We start from the raw sequence: 14,738 nt of genomic DNA, 5'->3' as shown, positions 1-14,738 counted from the left end.
GTCGGGGGTTGGCAGACGGCAGCGTACCTGTGCCCGGTACGCCATTCGGCAGAGCGCCTCACGGACGGTCCGCCAGAGCGTCACGGACCGGCACCGGCTAGCCTGATCACGGCGAACGAGGACGCGAGGGGCAGAGGGAGGCGTACAGGATGGCGGCAGTCACTCCCAGGGTCTTCGTCTCGCACCTCGCCGGCGTACCGGTGTTCGACCCGAACGGTGATCAGGTCGGCCGGGTCCGCGATTTCGTGGCGATGCTCCGCGTCGGGGGCAAGCCGCCACGGCTGCTCGGCATGGTCGTCGAGGTCGTGAGCCGACGGCGCATCTTCCTGCCGATGACCCGGGTGACGGGGGTCGAGTCGGGCCAGGTCATCACCACCGGCGTGGTCAACATGCGGCGCTTCGAGCAGCGCCCGACCGAGCGACTCGTCCTCGGTGAGTTCCTTGACCGGCGGGTGCGTCTCGTGGAGACGGACGAGGAGGTGACCGTCCTCGACGTCGCCATCCAGCAGCTCCCGGCCCGCCGCGACTGGGAGATCGACAAGTTCTTCGTACGCAAGGGGCGCGGCGGGGCCCTGCGCCGCAAGGGCGAGACGCTGACCGTGGAGTGGTCGGCGATCAGCGGCTTCTCACTGGAGGAGCACGGGCAGGGCGCCGAGAGCCTGGTGGCCACCTTCGAGCGGCTGCGCCCCACCGATGTCGCCAACGCCATGCACCACCTGACGCCCAAGCGCCGCGCCGAGGTCGCCGCGGCCCTGGACGACGACCGGCTCGCGGACGTCCTGGAGGAACTCCCGGGTGACGACCAGGTGGAGATCCTCGGCAAGCTGAAGGAGGACCGCGCCGCGGACGTGCTGGAGGCGATGGACCCGGACGACGCGGCCGACCTGCTCTCGGAGCTGCCGGAGGCGGACAAGGAACGGCTGCTCGCCCTGATGCGGCCGGACGACGCGGCCGACGTACGCCGCCTGCTGTCGTACGAGGAGCGGACCGCGGGTGGCCTCATGACGACCGAGCCGATCATCCTGCGGCCCGACGCGACGGTCGCGGACGCGCTGGCCAGGGTCCGCCAGCAGGACCTGTCACCGGCGCTGGCGGCCCAGGTGTACGTCTGCCGCTCGCCGGACGAGACCCCGACCGGCAGGTACCTCGGCACCGTGCACTTCCAGCGGCTGCTGCGGGATCCGCCGTTCACCCTGGTCAGCTCGATCGTCGACAGCGATCTCGTCCCCCTGACGCCGGACACCCCGCTGCCCGCCGTGACCAGCTACCTGGCCGCGTACAACATGGTCTCGGTGCCCGTGGTCGACGAGAGCGGATCGCTGCTGGGCGCGGTGACCGTGGACGACGTGCTGGACCACCTGCTCCCCGAGGACTGGCGCGAGACCGACTTCCAGGGCGAGGAGGGGATCGCCGGTGGCCGCTGAGGACCGTTCGAGGGCCGTGCCCACCGGTGCCTCGGGCATCGTGCGCCCCCCGCGGCCACGGCTCGACCAGCCCAAGGCGCCCCGGCGCCGGCTGCTGCCCGAGTACGACCCCGAGGCCTTCGGCCGGTTCTCCGAGCGCATCGCCCGTTTCCTGGGCACCGGACGGTTCATCGTCTGGATGACGCTGATCATCATCCTGTGGGTGGTGTGGAACATCTTCGCGCCGGAGAACCTGCGCTTCGACGAGTACCCGTTCATCTTCCTGACCCTGATGCTGTCCCTCCAGGCCTCCTACGCGGCCCCGCTGATCCTGCTCGCGCAGAACCGGCAGGACGACCGCGACCGCGTCACCCACGAGCAGGACCGCAAGCAGAACGAGCGCTCGATCGCGGACACCGAGTACCTCAGCAGGGAGATCGCCGCGCTCCGGATGGGCCTCGGCGAGGTCGCCACCCGGGACTGGATCCGCTCGGAGCTCGAGGCCATGGTGAAGGACATGGACGAGCGCCGGCTCCTCTCCCGGGCCGAGAGTGACGAAGGCGACCGCTGAGGCGCTGCCCGCGCGTAGCCCCCGGCGCCGTACCTCCCTCCCGTCGCCCGCCGCCACCCTTCCAAGGAGCGCTTCGCGCGCACCGTACTATCGGGGTATGGCTACGGAAGACGCGGTGCGCGAAGCGCTGGCGACAGTGAACGACCCGGAGATCCACCGACCGATCACCGAGCTGGGCATGGTGAAGTCGGTCGAGATCGATCCTGACGGTGTGGTCTCTGTCACCGTGTATCTCACGGTTTCCGGCTGCCCGATGCGCGAGACCATCACCAAGAACGTGACCGACGCGGTGGCCCGCGTCGAGGGCGTGTCGCGGGTCGAGGTCACGCTCGACGTGATGAGCGACGAACAGCGCAAGGAGCTGGCCTCGTCGCTGCGCGGCGGCACGGCCGAGCGCGAGGTGCCGTTCGCCAAGCCCGGCTCGCTGACCCGCGTCTACGCGGTCGCGTCGGGCAAGGGCGGCGTCGGCAAGTCCTCGGTGACGGTGAACCTCGCGGCGGCGATGGCGGCCGACGGGCTCAAGGTCGGTGTGGTCGACGCGGACATCTACGGGCACAGCGTGCCCCGGATGCTCGGTGCGGACGGCAAGCCCACCCAGGTCGAGAACATGATCATGCCGCCGTCCGCGCACGGCGTGAAGGTGATCTCCATCGGCATGTTCACCCCGGGCAACGCCCCGGTGGTGTGGCGCGGCCCCATGCTGCACCGCGCGCTCCAGCAGTTCCTCGCCGATGTGTACTGGGGCGACCTGGACGTCCTGCTGCTCGACCTGCCGCCGGGCACCGGTGACATCGCGATCTCCGTGGCGCAGCTCGTCCCGAACGCCGAGATCCTGGTCGTCACCACCCCGCAGCAGGCCGCTGCCGAGGTGGCCGAGCGGGCCGGCTCCATCGCCGTTCAGACCCACCAGAAGATCGTCGGGGTCGTCGAGAACATGTCGGGCATGCCGTGCCCGCACTGCGACGAGATGGTCGACGTGTTCGGTTCGGGCGGCGGGCAGCGGGTGGCCGAGGGGCTGACGAAGACGGTCGGCGCCGAGGTGCCGGTGCTCGGGTCCATCCCGATCGACGTACGCCTGCGTGAGGGCGGCGACGAGGGCAAGCCCGTCGTCCTGTCCGACCCGGACTCCCCCGCGGGTTCCGCGCTGCGCTCCATCGCGGAGAAGCTGAGCGGCCGTCAGCGTGGCCTGTCCGGCATGTCGTTGGGGCTGACCCCGCGCAACAAGTTCTGATCGCCGTACGGGTGGGGGCGGCCTCCTGAGGAGGCTGACCCCACCCGTACGCGTGTCTCTCAGCTCTCGTACGACGCGATGTCCCCGATCACCGCGAACCCCAGGCCGTAGGCGCTCATGCCGCGCCCGTACGCGCCGATGTGCACCCCCTCGGGGGCCGAGCCCGCGAGCACCCAGCCGAACTCGGACTCACGGTAGTGGAAGTCCACCGGTACGCCGTCCACCGGAAGTGACAGCGTCGACCAGGGCTCCCGGCCCAGGTCGTCCGCGAGCTCGAACGCGGTGTCCGTCTGCTGGTTCAGCCATTCGCCACGCAGGGTGTGATCCATCTGCGGGGGCCAGGTGCAGTCCAGCAGGCCCGAGCCCGCCAGCCAGGCCGCCGACGACACCGTGGTGGCGTCCAGCACCCCCGTACCGTCGTCGCTGTGCCGCACGGGGCTGCTGCCCACGGTCACGACCACCGCGAAACGCGCCTTCTCCGCCCCCGCGTCGGCCCGTACGACGGGCTCCTCGCCGTGCCCGGTGGAACCGTGCTGCACCGTGTCGTCCGCCGCGGCGGTGACGTGCATCAGCCAGCGCGGACCCGTGAAGGCCTCGTCCAGCCCGTACCAGGGGAACGGCGCCTTGAGATAGCCGTCGACAGTACGCCGGGTCGCCGGCACCCCCTCTGCGGTGACTGTGCTGGGCGCACCATCCGCCCCTACCCGACTCGTCGTCTCCATCTGCCCGGCCGCCTCCTCGATCTTTCACTGATCCGGAGCGGCCCTCCCCCCATGGGCATGGGCAACTCGCAACCGGACAGATGGAGAATAGCCATACGGCCCGGACGAGTCGGGATTGACGTCTCAGGTGGCGTCTGCGTCGAAGGGCGGACGCTCGTCCTTGACGGGCTGCGCAGGCTTCTTGAGGAGGTCGTCGGCCGGCGACGCGGGCTTCTTGAGGAGGTCGGACGTGGCCGCGGCACCGGACGCCGCGGCGGCTCCGGACTCTGCCGCGGCGGAGGAGGCGCTCTCGCGGCCGTTGACCGCGTCGGTGACCTCGGCCATCTCCTTGCGCAGGTCGAAGCTCTCGCGGATCTCCTTGATCCCCAGGTCGTCGTTCCCGTCCATGAGCTGCTTACGGACGAACGTCTTGGGGTTGAGGTCCTCGAACTCGAAGTCCTTGAACTGCGGTCCGAGCTCCGAGCGGATGTCTTCCTTCGCGCTGTCCGAGAACTCACGGATCTTGCGGATGGTGCGCGTGACGTCCTGGATGACCTTCGGCAGCTTCTCGGGGCCGAATACGAGCACGGCGAGAACCACGAGCGTCAGCAGCTCGAGTGCGCCTATGTCATTGAACACCTTGCTGCTCCTCGTGTTCTCTGCGTGGTCTCCGCGTGTTCTCCGCCGCCAGGTCATCAGGGGCCCGGACCGCTCCACGGTACCCGGCGAAGCTGTCCGGACGGTACCTGCCGGTGTCCGTCAGGTGCCGCTCGCCGAACCCAGCGTCAAAGTCATGGAGAGCTCTTCACCACCGCGGGTCAGGACGAGCCCGAGCCGGTCACCCGGCCGGTGGGCACGGATCTTGACGATCAGCTCCTCCCCGCTGTGCACGCGACGGCCCTCCACCTCGGTGATGACGTCGCCCGGCCGGATGCCCGCCTTGTCGGCCGGGCCCCCTTCGGTCACCGCGGCTCCGCCGTCGGCCGCCTTGCCCCCGACCTTGGCCCCGTCGCCGGTGAACTCCATGTCCAGGGTGACGCCGATCACCGGATGAGTGGCCTTGCCGGTGTTGATCAGCTCCTCGGCCACCCGCTTGCCCTGGTTGATCGGTATCGCGAAACCGAGGCCGATCGAGCCGGACTGGCCGCCTTCGAGACCGGACCCGCTGTCGGCGGCGCGGATGGCGCTGTTGATGCCGATGACCCGGGCTTCGGCGTCGACCAGGGGGCCGCCGGAGTTGCCCGGGTTGATCGGCGCGTCGGTCTGCAGCGCGTCGACGTAGCTGACGTCGGTGCCGTCGCCCTTCTCACCACCCGCGGTGATGGGCCGCTGCTTGGCGCTGATGATGCCGGAAGTGACCGTGTTGGACAGGTCGAAGGGCGCGCCGATGGCCACCACGGGGTCGCCCACCCGCACGTTGTCGGAGTTGCCGAGCGGCAGCGGCTTGAGGCCCGAGACGCCGGTCACCTTGACGACGGCCAGGTCGTAGCCGCTGTCCTTGCCGATGATCTCGGCCGACGCGCTCTCCCCGCTGCTGAACGTGACCGTGATGTCGCCGTTGGATCCCGCGGGGGCGACCACGTGGTTGTTGGTGAGGATGTGGCCCTTGCCGTCGAGGACGAAGCCGGTCCCCGTGCCGGATTCCCCCGAGCCGCTGACGTGCAGGGTGACGACGCTGGGCAGCGCGCTGGAGGCGATACCGGCGATGCTGTCGGGTGCACGGCCGCCGTCGTCCCTGCCGGACTGGGGAAGTTCGACCGTGGTCAGGCCGCCGTTGCGCTCGACGTACGCTCCGATTCCGCCGCCGATGCCACCGGCGACGAGGGCCAGCAGCGCGGCTCCGACGAGGATCTGCCCCCGGCGGCTCCTGCGGGGCCGGGTGTCCGTGCCCTGGCCGGGACCGGGGTGGCTCAGCGGCTGCTGCCCGGGGGCGCCCCACGGGTCGTACCGCAGCCACTGCGAGGTCTGCTGCGTGCCCTGAGGGGTCTGCTGGGCCGGCGCGGAGGGCTGGGGCGCCGCGTGCTGCTGCGACACGGTGTGCGGCGGGGGCGGGGGCGCCCAGGCCTCCGCGTGCCCCTGGCCGCCCGGTACGGGGGCTTGGGCGGGGAGCGGCGCGGCCGCACCGCGGCCGTTCGTCCCGGCGTACGGCGGCGGTACGGGGGTTCCGTGGGCGGGAGTCTGCACCGGGCGCTGAACGGGCGGCGCGGGCGCCCACGGCCCGGGGCCGCCGTAGGGCGGGGTGCTGTACTCGTCGGGCGCGTGCAGCGGCTGCGCACGGCTCGCGCTCGGCGCGGGTGCCGCCGCCTCGGCGGCGGGCGGCGCGGGGATGAAGTCACCGTCCGGCGTCGCGGGCGTCTCCCGCTCGGCGGCCGGCGGCGGAGGGGTGAAGTCACCGCCCGGGGCGGCCGGCGGCGCGGGGATGAAGTCACCGCCCGGCGACGCGGGCGGCGCTCCATCCGTGGGCGGGGGCGCCTCTCCGGCGTCCGCGGGCACGCCCGCGTCGGCGGCGGGCGCCACGTCCTCCGGCCCGGCCGGGCGGCTCCGTTCCGTAGAGGGACGGCTCCACCACTTCGTCTTCGGCCCGCTGGGCTTCCCGTCGTCCATGCTCTCCCCGCCACTGGCCCTTGCACGCCCCCACGGAGGCGTCCCTCCCGGAATTCAACCAGGTTTGCGAATCCGCGCGCAGTGTCCGGGTCAGCGCAGGGGAGAAAGCGGCATCGCGCGGTCGTGCAGCGGCGGGGCGGAGGTGGTCGCGGACGGCTTCGGGGCCGCCGCCTCACCGAGCGCGGCGGAGTACAGCGGGCCGGCGTCGGTCGGGCGTATCAGCGGCGGCACGGTCACGTTCAGCACCGGGAAGGTGAACGTGCCCCCGGTCAGCGCCGAGGTGCTCAGCGACGAGGGCGCGGAGACGGCTACCGGATGGGCGGACGAGGACGGCGCGGCGCTCCGCCCGGCCCCCTGGCCCCCTCCGACGGCGAGCGCGCCGCCGCCACCGCGGCTGGCCACGGCGGTGGCACCGCCGGTCCGGTCCTCCGCGTCGAGCGGGGTGGTGTTGCGGCCCGTGCCCTCGGCACTGAACGGTGCCTCGGGGCCGTAGTCGAGCGGGAGGGAACCTCCCAGAGCGATGGCCGCGAGCGAGACCGCGCTGGCCGCGACGAACGCGAAGCGCCGGGCGCGCCAGGGCGACCGGTCGGCTTCCCGGCCCACGTCATGGATGCGGAAGCCCGTACCGGGCACACCTCCCGGCAGCACGGCGGTCGAACCGTGGGCGGTGGGGAGATATCCGAAGTCGAGTGGCGAGCGCCCCGGCTCAGCCGGCCCACCGGGCTGCATGACGGGGAAGATCCCGTCACCGAAGCGCCGGCCACCACTCGAGCCGTCGCCCGGGCCGTCTCCGCCACTGGGACCGCCGGGGAGGCCCTGCAGACGGGCGAGGAACCCCTCGGAGGGCGAAGGGGAGGAGGATGTCGCGAAGGCGCTCTTCAGCCGCCGCTGGGAGTCGGCCTCGGCCTTGCATTTGGCGCAGGTCGCCAGATGAGCCAGGACCCGCTCCCGGGCGTCGTGTTTGAGCTCGCCGTCGACAAGCGCGGCGAGCCGGTCCCCCAGATGCTGTTCCGCGGGGGTCGGACCTGTGCCGCTCACGCCGTACCGCCCTCCCCCGCCAGGACCGCGTCCGCAAGGGAACGCTGCTCGGCGCGGGCCTCGGGCGAACGGTGCTTGAGAGCCTTGCGCAGGTGCGAGCGGCCACGGTGGATACGGCTGCGCACCGTCCCGAGCTTGACGCCGAGCGTGGCGGCGATCTCCTCGTACGAAAGGCCCTCGATGTCACAGAGCACGACCGCCGCACGGAACTCGGGCGCGAGGGTGTCCAGCGCCTGCTGTACGTCCGCGTCGAAGTGCGTGTCGTTGAAGACCTGCTGCGGGGACGGCTCACGGCTCGGCAGCCGCTCGGCGGCGTCGTCGCCGAGGGAGTCGAAGCGGATCCGCTGCTTGCGGCGGACCATGTCCAGGAAGAGATTCGTCGTGATCCTGTGGAGCCAGCCCTCGAAGGTGCCGGGCGTGTAGGTCGACAGCGACCGGAATACGCGGACGAAGACTTCCTGGGTGAGGTCCTCGGCGTCGTGCTGGTTACCCGTCAGCCGGTAGGCGAGTCGGTACACACGAGCGCTGTGCGTGCTGACGATCTCTTCCCATGAGGGCGGGGTCCACGCCTGGGAATCCGCATCTGATGCGAAGGTCGCGGTCGGTGCGGAAACGTTGGAAGAACGGTCAGCAATGTCGGTCACGGATTTCGGCTCACCCGCCGACCTGAGAAAGCGCCGCAGCGCACGTCTCCGATCCACAGGCGCAGCCGCACCTCCCCTATCGGCTCTGGTGGTGTCCAGTGGAGCCCCTACCATAGCCACCTCGCCCGTTAGCTCCGGATAAGCCTTTTCCCTGCTGATTCCCCGGTGTCCCGGGAGCAAGAGGAACATTCCGGGCCCGGCCGCGGGGTCCGGCCCACCTGTTCCCCTCCGCCCCTACCTAACGCCTGGTCCCATCTGCGGGTTCCCGGGTCCAGCGGATACAGTCACCGTTGCGCCAACTACGGGGACAGGAGAGGGTCATTACCGCCAACCGGCAGACGAGCTGGGCATTCGCCGACGCCTTTGTCGCCGAGGAAGAAGCTCTGCTCTGGGCCCGGGACCGGGCCCACGAGACAGGGCTCCGCCCGGTGTCCTCGGGCACCGGCGCGGCACTGCGCCTGCTCGCTGCCACCGCGGACGCCAAAGCGGTGGCCGAGATCGGCACCGGAACCGGCGTGTCCGGTATCTACCTGCTGCAGGGCATGCGCCCCGACGGCGTCCTGACCACCGTCGATCCTGAGCCCGAGCGCCAGCAGTTCGCCCGTGAGGCCTTCCGCGCCGCGGGCTTCGCCACGAACCGGTCCCGCTTCATCCCGGGGCGCGCCCTCGACGTGCTGCCGCGGCTCGCGGACGGCGGGTACGACCTCGTCTTCTGCGACGGCGACCGGCTCGAGAGTCTGGACTGTCTCGCTGAATCGTTGCGCCTTCTGCGGCCCGGCGGCCTCGTCTGTTTCGAGGGCGTCTTCGCGGACGGCCGCACCATCGACTCCGCCGCACAGCCGGCCGAGGTCCTGCGCCTGCGCGAACTGCTGCGGGCCGTCCGCGAGAGCCAGGAGCTCATGGCCACGTTGCTGCCGGTGGGCGACGGCCTGCTGTGCGCGGTACGGCGCGGCTGACTCCCCGGCCGCGAGGAAGGGGAGCGGCCGCAGACGGCCCCGGGCCAGCCCGTCCGGCCGGGATCCGGCCCTGACGCTCTGCCGGTCCGCCCCGGACGCACCACTGCCCCGGCACGGACTCCGTACCGGGGCAGTGGTGAAGTGTGGGCGCCTCCGCCTCAGCCGACGACCTTCTTCAGCGCGTCACCGAGTGCATCGGCCTCGTCCGGAGTCAGCTCGACGACAAGCCGACCGCCGCCTTCGAGCGGAACGCGCATGACGATGCCCCGCCCCTCCTTTGTCACCTCGAGCGGGCCGTCGCCCGTCCGCGGCTTCATGGCCGCCATGCTCGTTCCCCTTCCTGAAACCAGCTCATCGCAGCCGGCGGCCCCATGACAGGCGCTGCCTCACCGGCGTCGAACACAATGCTTCCTCCGCATTATCCCGCATCAGAGACCCCGATGACCAACATCGGTAGGCATCGCTTGCGCAACGCGCTCTCTCAAAACCACTCAATTCGGCGATCCGGCTGCGATACTGCGCCCCCTCCGGCCCTCAGCCGAGGTCCAATCGTTAGACGCAGGTCACATGTCCGGGCGGCCGGAAGTCCGCCATGCTTGCCTGGACAGGCACGACGCCGGACCCGTAGGGAGACCCAGCAATGGCCGACATGGCTGACACCGTGCTCACGGACGTGAGCGACGGGCTCGCGACGATCACGATCAATCGCCCCGACGCGATGAACGCCATGAACACCGCGGCCAAGGTCGCGCTCCGTGACGCTCTTCGGGCAGTCGCGGACGACCCTGCCGTGCGGGCGGTTCTCCTCACCGCCACCGGGCGCGCCTTCTGCGTGGGCCAGGACCTCAAGGAGCACGTCGCCAAGCTCTCCGAGGCCCGCGAGTCGGACGGCGGCAACGCCCTGAGCACGGTGCGGGAGCACTACAACCCCATCGTCCGCGCCCTCACCGAGATGGAGAAGCCGGTGGTCGCGGGGGTCAACGGGGTCGCGGCGGGGGCGGGCTTCGGATTCGCGCTCGCCGCCGACTACCGCGTGGCCGCCGACACCGCCGCCTTCAACACGTCCTTCGCCGGTGTCGCGCTGACCGCCGACTCGGGCGTCTCCTGGACCCTGCCCAGGCTGATCGGCGCGAGCCGCGCGACGGACCTGCTGTTCTTCCCGCGTTCGCTCTCCGCCCAGGAGGCCTACGAGCTGGGCATCGTGAACAAGGTGGTGCCCGCGGCCGACCTGGCGAAGGAGGCGCACGCGGTGGCCCGCGCCCTGGCGGACGGCCCCACGGTGGCGTACGCGGCCCTGAAGGCGTCCGTGGCGTACGGCGCCGGGCACTCGCTCGCCGAGACGCTGGAGAAGGAGGACGAACTCCAGACGAAGGCGGGCGCGTCGCAGGACCACACCATCGCGGTCGATGCCTTCCTCGCCAAGCAGCCGCCGAAGTATCTCGGCAGGTAGGACTACCGGCCGCCGCCCCGGGCCACGCAGTCGGCCAGGTGGTCGTCGACCAGACCGCAGGCCTGCATCAGCGCGTACGCGGTCGTGGGGCCGACGAAGCGGATGGACCGCTTCTTCAGCTCCTTGGCCAGCGCCGTGGACTCCGGGGTGACCGCCGGGACGTCGCCGAGGGCGCGCGGGACCGGCCGCGTGGCCGGATCGGGTGCGTACGACCAGATGAGGGCGTCCAGTTCGCCCACGCCCCATCCGGCCAGCACCTCGGCGTTGGCGAGCGTGGCGTCGATCTTCGCGCGGTTGCGGATGATTCCGGCGTCGGCGAGCAGCCGCTCCCTGTCGGCGTCGGTGAACTCCGCGACCGCGGCGATCTTGAATCCGGCGAACGCGCTGCGGAACCCTTCCCGGCGGCGCAGGATCGTCAGCCACGAGAGCCCGGACTGGAAAGCCTCCAGGCAGAGACGCTCGAAGAGGGCGTCGTCACCGTGGACGGGACGGCCCCACTCGGTGTCGTGGTACGCGAGGTAGTCGTCCGTGGACAGGCCCCACGGGCAGCGCAGGCGCCCGTCGGCCGCCGGTTCGGCGCCGCTCACCGCTCGCCGTCCTCGCCCTGCGGGCCGTCCTCCGCGAGCCCCTCGCCCGGCCGCTTGAACAGATCGGGGCCGTTCACCGCGGTCGCCTGGGCCCCGGCGAGCGCCGACTCCAGCTCGGCGATGTGGGCGTCCCGCTCCGCGAGCTCGGCACCCAGCCTGCCGAGGGCCTCGTCCACGTCCGTCATGCGGTAGCCGCGCACGGCCATGGGCAGCCGCATGGCCTCGACATCGGCGCGGCCGACGGGGCGGTTCGCGGGCAGCGGGTCGGTGAGCCGCTCGGGCTCGACGTCCTGCAGCACCGCGCTTCCGCCTCCGCCGACCACCGCCAGGGTGACCGCGGCCACGACCACGGCCATCGTGAGCAGCAAGAACCAGAACACGCGCATCTCCCAGCGAGCGGAATACCTGTCCAGGTCAGATCGTGCCATGCGGCACCGACAGTTAGGGTCGCAGGCGAGCTACAGGGAGGAACCAGGAATGCGAAGCGGGGCGCTCAGGCTGGGGCGGCGGGAGTTCGGACCGCACGAGCCGGTGATCATGGCGATCGTGAACCGGACTCCCGACTCCTTCTACGACCAGGGGGCGACGTTCCGCGACGAACCCGCCCTCTCCCGGGTCGAGCAGGCCGTCGCGGAGGGCGCCGCGATCATCGACATCGGCGGGGTGAAGGCAGGCCCCGGCGAGGAGGTGACGGCTCAGGAGGAGGCGCGCCGCACGGTCGGCTTCGTCTCCGAGGTGCGCCGCCGTCACCCGGACGTCGTGATCAGCGTGGACACCTGGCGGCACGACGTGGGCGAGGCGGTCTGCGAGGCCGGGGCGGACCTGCTGAACGACGCGTGGGGCGGTGTCGACCCGAAGCTGGCGGAGGTGGCCGCGCGGTACGGAGCGGGGCTCGTGTGCACGCACGCGGGCGGCGCCGAGCCCCGCACACGGCCGCACCGGATCGCGTACGACGACGTGATGGCGGACATCCTGCGGGTGACCCTGGGTCTCGCCGAGCGGGCCGTGGAGCTCGGTGTCAGGGCGGACGGAATCATGATCGACCCGGGTCACGACTTCGGGAAGAACACCAGGCATTCACTGGAGGCCACACGCCGGCTCGACGAGATGACGGCCACGGGGTGGCCGGTGCTGGTCTCGCTCTCCAACAAGGACTTCGTCGGGGAGACGCTCGACAGACCGGTCAAGGAACGTGTGATCGGTACGCTCGCGACGACCGCCGTGTCGGCGTGGCTCGGGGCGCAGGTGTACAGGGTGCACGAAGTGGCCGAGACCCGGCAGGTCCTGGACATGGTCGCGTCCATCGCGGGCCACAGGCCGCCGGCGGTCGCACGGCGAGGCCTGGCGTAGGCGCCCGTACGCCTACGCCCTCCCCCGCAGGCGGACGCCCAGGGGGGCCGGGGAAGCCGCCCAGAGGGGCCGGGGGAGTGACCCGCCGCCCAGAGGGGCCGGGGAAGTGACCCGCCGCCCAGGGGGGCCGGGGGAGGTACCCCGGCCCCGGGAGGCTCCGCACAGTCCCGCCCCGCCTCGCCCCGTCCGGCGGGCACGGGCGTCTAGCGGCCGACTTCCTTCGTCACCAGCCGGACCGCCTCTTCCACGTCGTCCGTGACGTGGAAGAGCATCAGGTCGCGCTCGGAGGCCTTGCCGCCCGCGACGACCGTGTCCCGCAGCCAGTCCACCAGGCCGCCCCAGTACGCCGTGCCGAACAGGACGATCGGGAAGCGCGTCACCTTGCCCGTCTGCACCAGGGTCAGTGCCTCGAAGAGCTCGTCGAGGGTGCCCAGCCCGCCGGGCAGGACGACGAAGCCCTGCGCGTACTTGACGAACATCGTCTTGCGGACGAAGAAGTAGCGGAAGTTGACGCCGATGTCGACATGTGGATTCAGCCCGGACTCGAAGGGCAGCTCGATGCCGAGTCCGACGGAGACCCCGTTCGCCTCCCGGGCACCCTTGTTCGCCGCCTCCATCGCTCCGGGACCGCCGCCCGTGATGACGGCGAACCCCGCCTCGACCAGCGCCTTCCCGATCCGTACGCCCGCCTCGTACTCCGGTCCGCCTGCCGGAGTGCGGGCCGAGCCGAAGACGCTGATGGCGCTGGGCAGCTCCGCCAGCGCGCCGAAGCCCTCCACGAACTCGGACTGGATCCGCATGACCCGCCAGGGGTCGGTGTGGACCCACTCGGAGTCGCCCTCGGTATCCAGCAGCCGCTGATCGGTCGTGCCCGGCTGGACCTGGTCCCTGCGGCGCAGTACCGGGCCCAGTCGCTGTTCCTCGGGCTTCACCGCGCCCTCGGGAATCTGCGCGCCCTCGGGGATCCGTGCGTCCTCCGGGTTGCCCATGACCTGCTCCCTCCGCCGACCTGCGATGTGCGTGTGTCGCTTCAGCGTAGATCGGCGGAGGTTACGCGCAGGGGAATGCCGTGAGTCAGCTGGTGAGCCAGGAGCGGAGACGGTCCTCGCAGTGCGTGATCCTCTCGACCCGCACGTGCTCGTCCCGCTTGTGGGCGAAGAGGGGGTCACCGGGGCCGTAGTTCACCGCGGGGATGCCCAGGGAGCCGAAGCGGGACACGTCCGTCCAGCCGAACTTGGGCAGCGCGATGCCGCCGACCGCCTCCATGAACGCCTTGGCCGCCGGATGCGAGAGACCGGGCATCGCGGCGCCGGTGTGGTCGTCCACGACGAACTCGGCGACGCCGCAGTCCGCGAAGACCTCCTGGACGTGCGCCTCGGCCTCCTCGGCCGTCCGGTCGGGGGCGTAGCGGTAGTTGACGACCAGGGTGCAGGCGTCCGGGATGACGTTGGTGGCGACGCCTCCCTCGATGCCCACGGCGTTGAGCCCTTCCCGGTACTCCAGTCCGTCGATGACCGGGCGGCGCGGCTCGTACGCGGCCAGCCGGGCCAGCGCCGGGGCGGCCGCGTGGATCGCGTTGGACCCCATCCAGCCGCGTGCGGAGTGGGAGCGCTCGCCCGCGAAGCGCAGATGGACCCGGAGCGTTCCCTGGCAGCCGCCCTCGACCTCACCGTTGGAGCCCTCCAGCAGGACGGCGAAGTCCGCGTCGAGCCATTCCGGGTGCGCCTCGGCCACGTGCCCGAGGCCGTTGAGGTGGGCGGCGACCTCCTCGTTGTCGTAGAAGATGAAGGTGAGGTCGCGGTTGGGCTCCGGCACCGTCGCCGCGATCCGCAGCTGGACGGCTACGCCCGACTTCATGTCGGAGGTCCCGCAGCCCCACAGCACGCCGTCGTCGTCGAGCCTGGACGGCACGTTGTCCGCGATCGGGACGGTGTCGATGTGCCCCGCCAGGACGACGCGCTCGGCGCGGCCCAGCCGCGTCCTGGCGACGATGTTGTTCCCGTGACGGTCGACGGTCAGATGCGGCAGGGGGCGCAGGGCCGCCTCGATGGCGTCCGCGAGGTCCTTCTCCTGCCCGCTGACCGACGGGAAGTCGACCAGCCGGGCGGTGAGCTCCGGGCCGTCCAGCGCGAGGTCAAGCGTGTGTCCATCCATGGTCACGAGCCTAAGCGACTTCGTCCCCACCCCGGTCGTACCCTCCAGT

At 71.5% G+C, this 14,738-nt stretch carries 16 protein-coding genes; 6 read left to right on the top strand and 10 right to left on the bottom strand.

Translation table 11 applies throughout. The features are described 5' to 3' along the window. Positions 1-149 precede the first annotated feature (149 nt). The 3 genes from OO67_RS07180 (at position 150) to OO67_RS07170 (ending at position 3,205) form a co-directional block, all read left to right on the top strand. The gene (locus tag OO67_RS07180) at positions 150-1,424 is read left to right on the top strand and encodes a magnesium transporter MgtE N-terminal domain-containing protein (RefSeq protein WP_033298087.1); all 1,275 of its coding nucleotides are present in this window, start codon (positions 150-152) and stop codon (positions 1,422-1,424) included. Next, a complete protein-coding gene (locus OO67_RS07175; RefSeq protein ID WP_033298085.1) occupies positions 1,414-1,974 on the top strand; it encodes a DUF1003 domain-containing protein in 561 nt (186 codons plus the stop codon). Before OO67_RS07180 ends, OO67_RS07175 begins: the two co-directional genes overlap by 11 nt. Positions 1,975-2,071: 97 nt before the next feature. Beyond that, complete coding sequence (locus OO67_RS07170; protein ID WP_051709194.1) at positions 2,072-3,205, top strand: Mrp/NBP35 family ATP-binding protein; 1,134 nt, start codon at positions 2,072-2,074, stop codon at positions 3,203-3,205. A 59-nt stretch (positions 3,206-3,264) separates the two neighbouring features. Here the strand turns inward: OO67_RS07170 and OO67_RS07165 are convergent, their stop codons facing one another. The 5 genes from OO67_RS07165 to sigE form a co-directional block, all read right to left on the bottom strand. Continuing rightward, positions 3,265-3,927 carry a hypothetical protein gene (locus OO67_RS07165; RefSeq protein WP_033298083.1) on the bottom strand — a complete coding sequence of 221 codons (663 nt, stop codon included), beginning with the start codon at positions 3,925-3,927 and terminating at the stop codon, positions 3,265-3,267. Between the two features lie 123 nt (positions 3,928-4,050). Then, positions 4,051-4,545 carry a sec-independent translocase gene (locus OO67_RS07160; RefSeq protein ID WP_033298082.1) on the bottom strand — a complete coding sequence of 165 codons (495 nt, stop codon included), beginning with the start codon at positions 4,543-4,545 and terminating at the stop codon, positions 4,051-4,053. A gap of 120 nt (positions 4,546-4,665) precedes the next feature. Further along, positions 4,666-6,510: a S1C family serine protease gene (locus OO67_RS07155; protein ID WP_033298081.1), complete on the bottom strand. Its 1,845-nt coding sequence runs from the start codon at positions 6,508-6,510 to the stop codon at positions 4,666-4,668. Positions 6,511-6,600: 90 nt separating this feature from the next. Next, positions 6,601-7,548, bottom strand: a complete 948-nt coding sequence (locus tag OO67_RS07150; protein ID WP_033298080.1) for an anti-sigma factor family protein — start codon at positions 7,546-7,548, stop codon at positions 6,601-6,603. After that, the gene (sigE, locus tag OO67_RS07145) at positions 7,545-8,306 is read right to left on the bottom strand and encodes an RNA polymerase sigma factor SigE (RefSeq protein ID WP_208860988.1); all 762 of its coding nucleotides are present in this window, start codon (positions 8,304-8,306) and stop codon (positions 7,545-7,547) included. Before sigE ends, OO67_RS07150 begins: the two co-directional genes overlap by 4 nt. Before the next feature lie 176 nt (positions 8,307-8,482). Between sigE and OO67_RS07140 the strand changes: the two genes are divergently transcribed. Further along, positions 8,483-9,148, top strand: coding sequence for an O-methyltransferase (locus OO67_RS07140; RefSeq protein ID WP_078597687.1), 666 nt, complete (start codon positions 8,483-8,485; stop codon positions 9,146-9,148). A 158-nt stretch (positions 9,149-9,306) separates the two neighbouring features. Here the strand turns inward: OO67_RS07140 and OO67_RS36295 are convergent, their stop codons facing one another. Further along, positions 9,307-9,474, bottom strand: a complete 168-nt coding sequence (locus OO67_RS36295) for a DUF3117 domain-containing protein (protein ID WP_003966491.1) — start codon at positions 9,472-9,474, stop codon at positions 9,307-9,309. 314 nt (positions 9,475-9,788) lie between these two features. Here OO67_RS36295 and chcB point away from each other — a divergent pair, with 314 nt between their 5' ends. Then, complete coding sequence (gene chcB / locus OO67_RS07135) at positions 9,789-10,598, top strand: 2-cyclohexenylcarbonyl CoA isomerase (RefSeq protein WP_033298073.1); 810 nt, start codon at positions 9,789-9,791, stop codon at positions 10,596-10,598. Between the two features lie 2 nt (positions 10,599-10,600). Here chcB and OO67_RS07130 read toward each other — a convergent pair whose 3' ends face one another. Further along, positions 10,601-11,185 (bottom strand): DNA-3-methyladenine glycosylase I, encoded by a 585-nt coding sequence (locus OO67_RS07130; protein WP_033298071.1) that lies wholly within the window; start codon positions 11,183-11,185, stop codon positions 10,601-10,603. Then, positions 11,182-11,571 carry a DivIVA domain-containing protein gene (locus OO67_RS07125; protein WP_208860987.1) on the bottom strand — a complete coding sequence of 130 codons (390 nt, stop codon included), beginning with the start codon at positions 11,569-11,571 and terminating at the stop codon, positions 11,182-11,184. Before OO67_RS07125 ends, OO67_RS07130 begins: the two co-directional genes overlap by 4 nt. Positions 11,572-11,662: 91 nt before the next feature. Between OO67_RS07125 and folP the strand changes: the two genes are divergently transcribed. Beyond that, entirely contained in the window at positions 11,663-12,535 is an 873-nt protein-coding gene (gene folP / locus OO67_RS07120; RefSeq protein ID WP_033298068.1) for a dihydropteroate synthase, read from the top strand. Between the two features lie 203 nt (positions 12,536-12,738). Here the strand turns inward: folP and OO67_RS07115 are convergent, their stop codons facing one another. Beyond that, positions 12,739-13,524, bottom strand: a complete 786-nt coding sequence (locus OO67_RS07115) for an LOG family protein (RefSeq protein ID WP_033298067.1) — start codon at positions 13,522-13,524, stop codon at positions 12,739-12,741. 85 nt (positions 13,525-13,609) lie between these two features. Continuing rightward, positions 13,610-14,689, bottom strand: a complete 1,080-nt coding sequence (gene dapE / locus OO67_RS07110) for a succinyl-diaminopimelate desuccinylase (protein WP_033298759.1) — start codon at positions 14,687-14,689, stop codon at positions 13,610-13,612. Positions 14,690-14,738 lie beyond the last annotated feature (49 nt).

This window comes from Streptomyces atroolivaceus (assembly GCF_000717025.1).
Classification (GTDB): Bacteria; Actinomycetota; Actinomycetes; order Streptomycetales; family Streptomycetaceae; genus Streptomyces; species Streptomyces atroolivaceus.
This window is presented reverse-complemented; position numbering and strand designations above follow the sequence as displayed.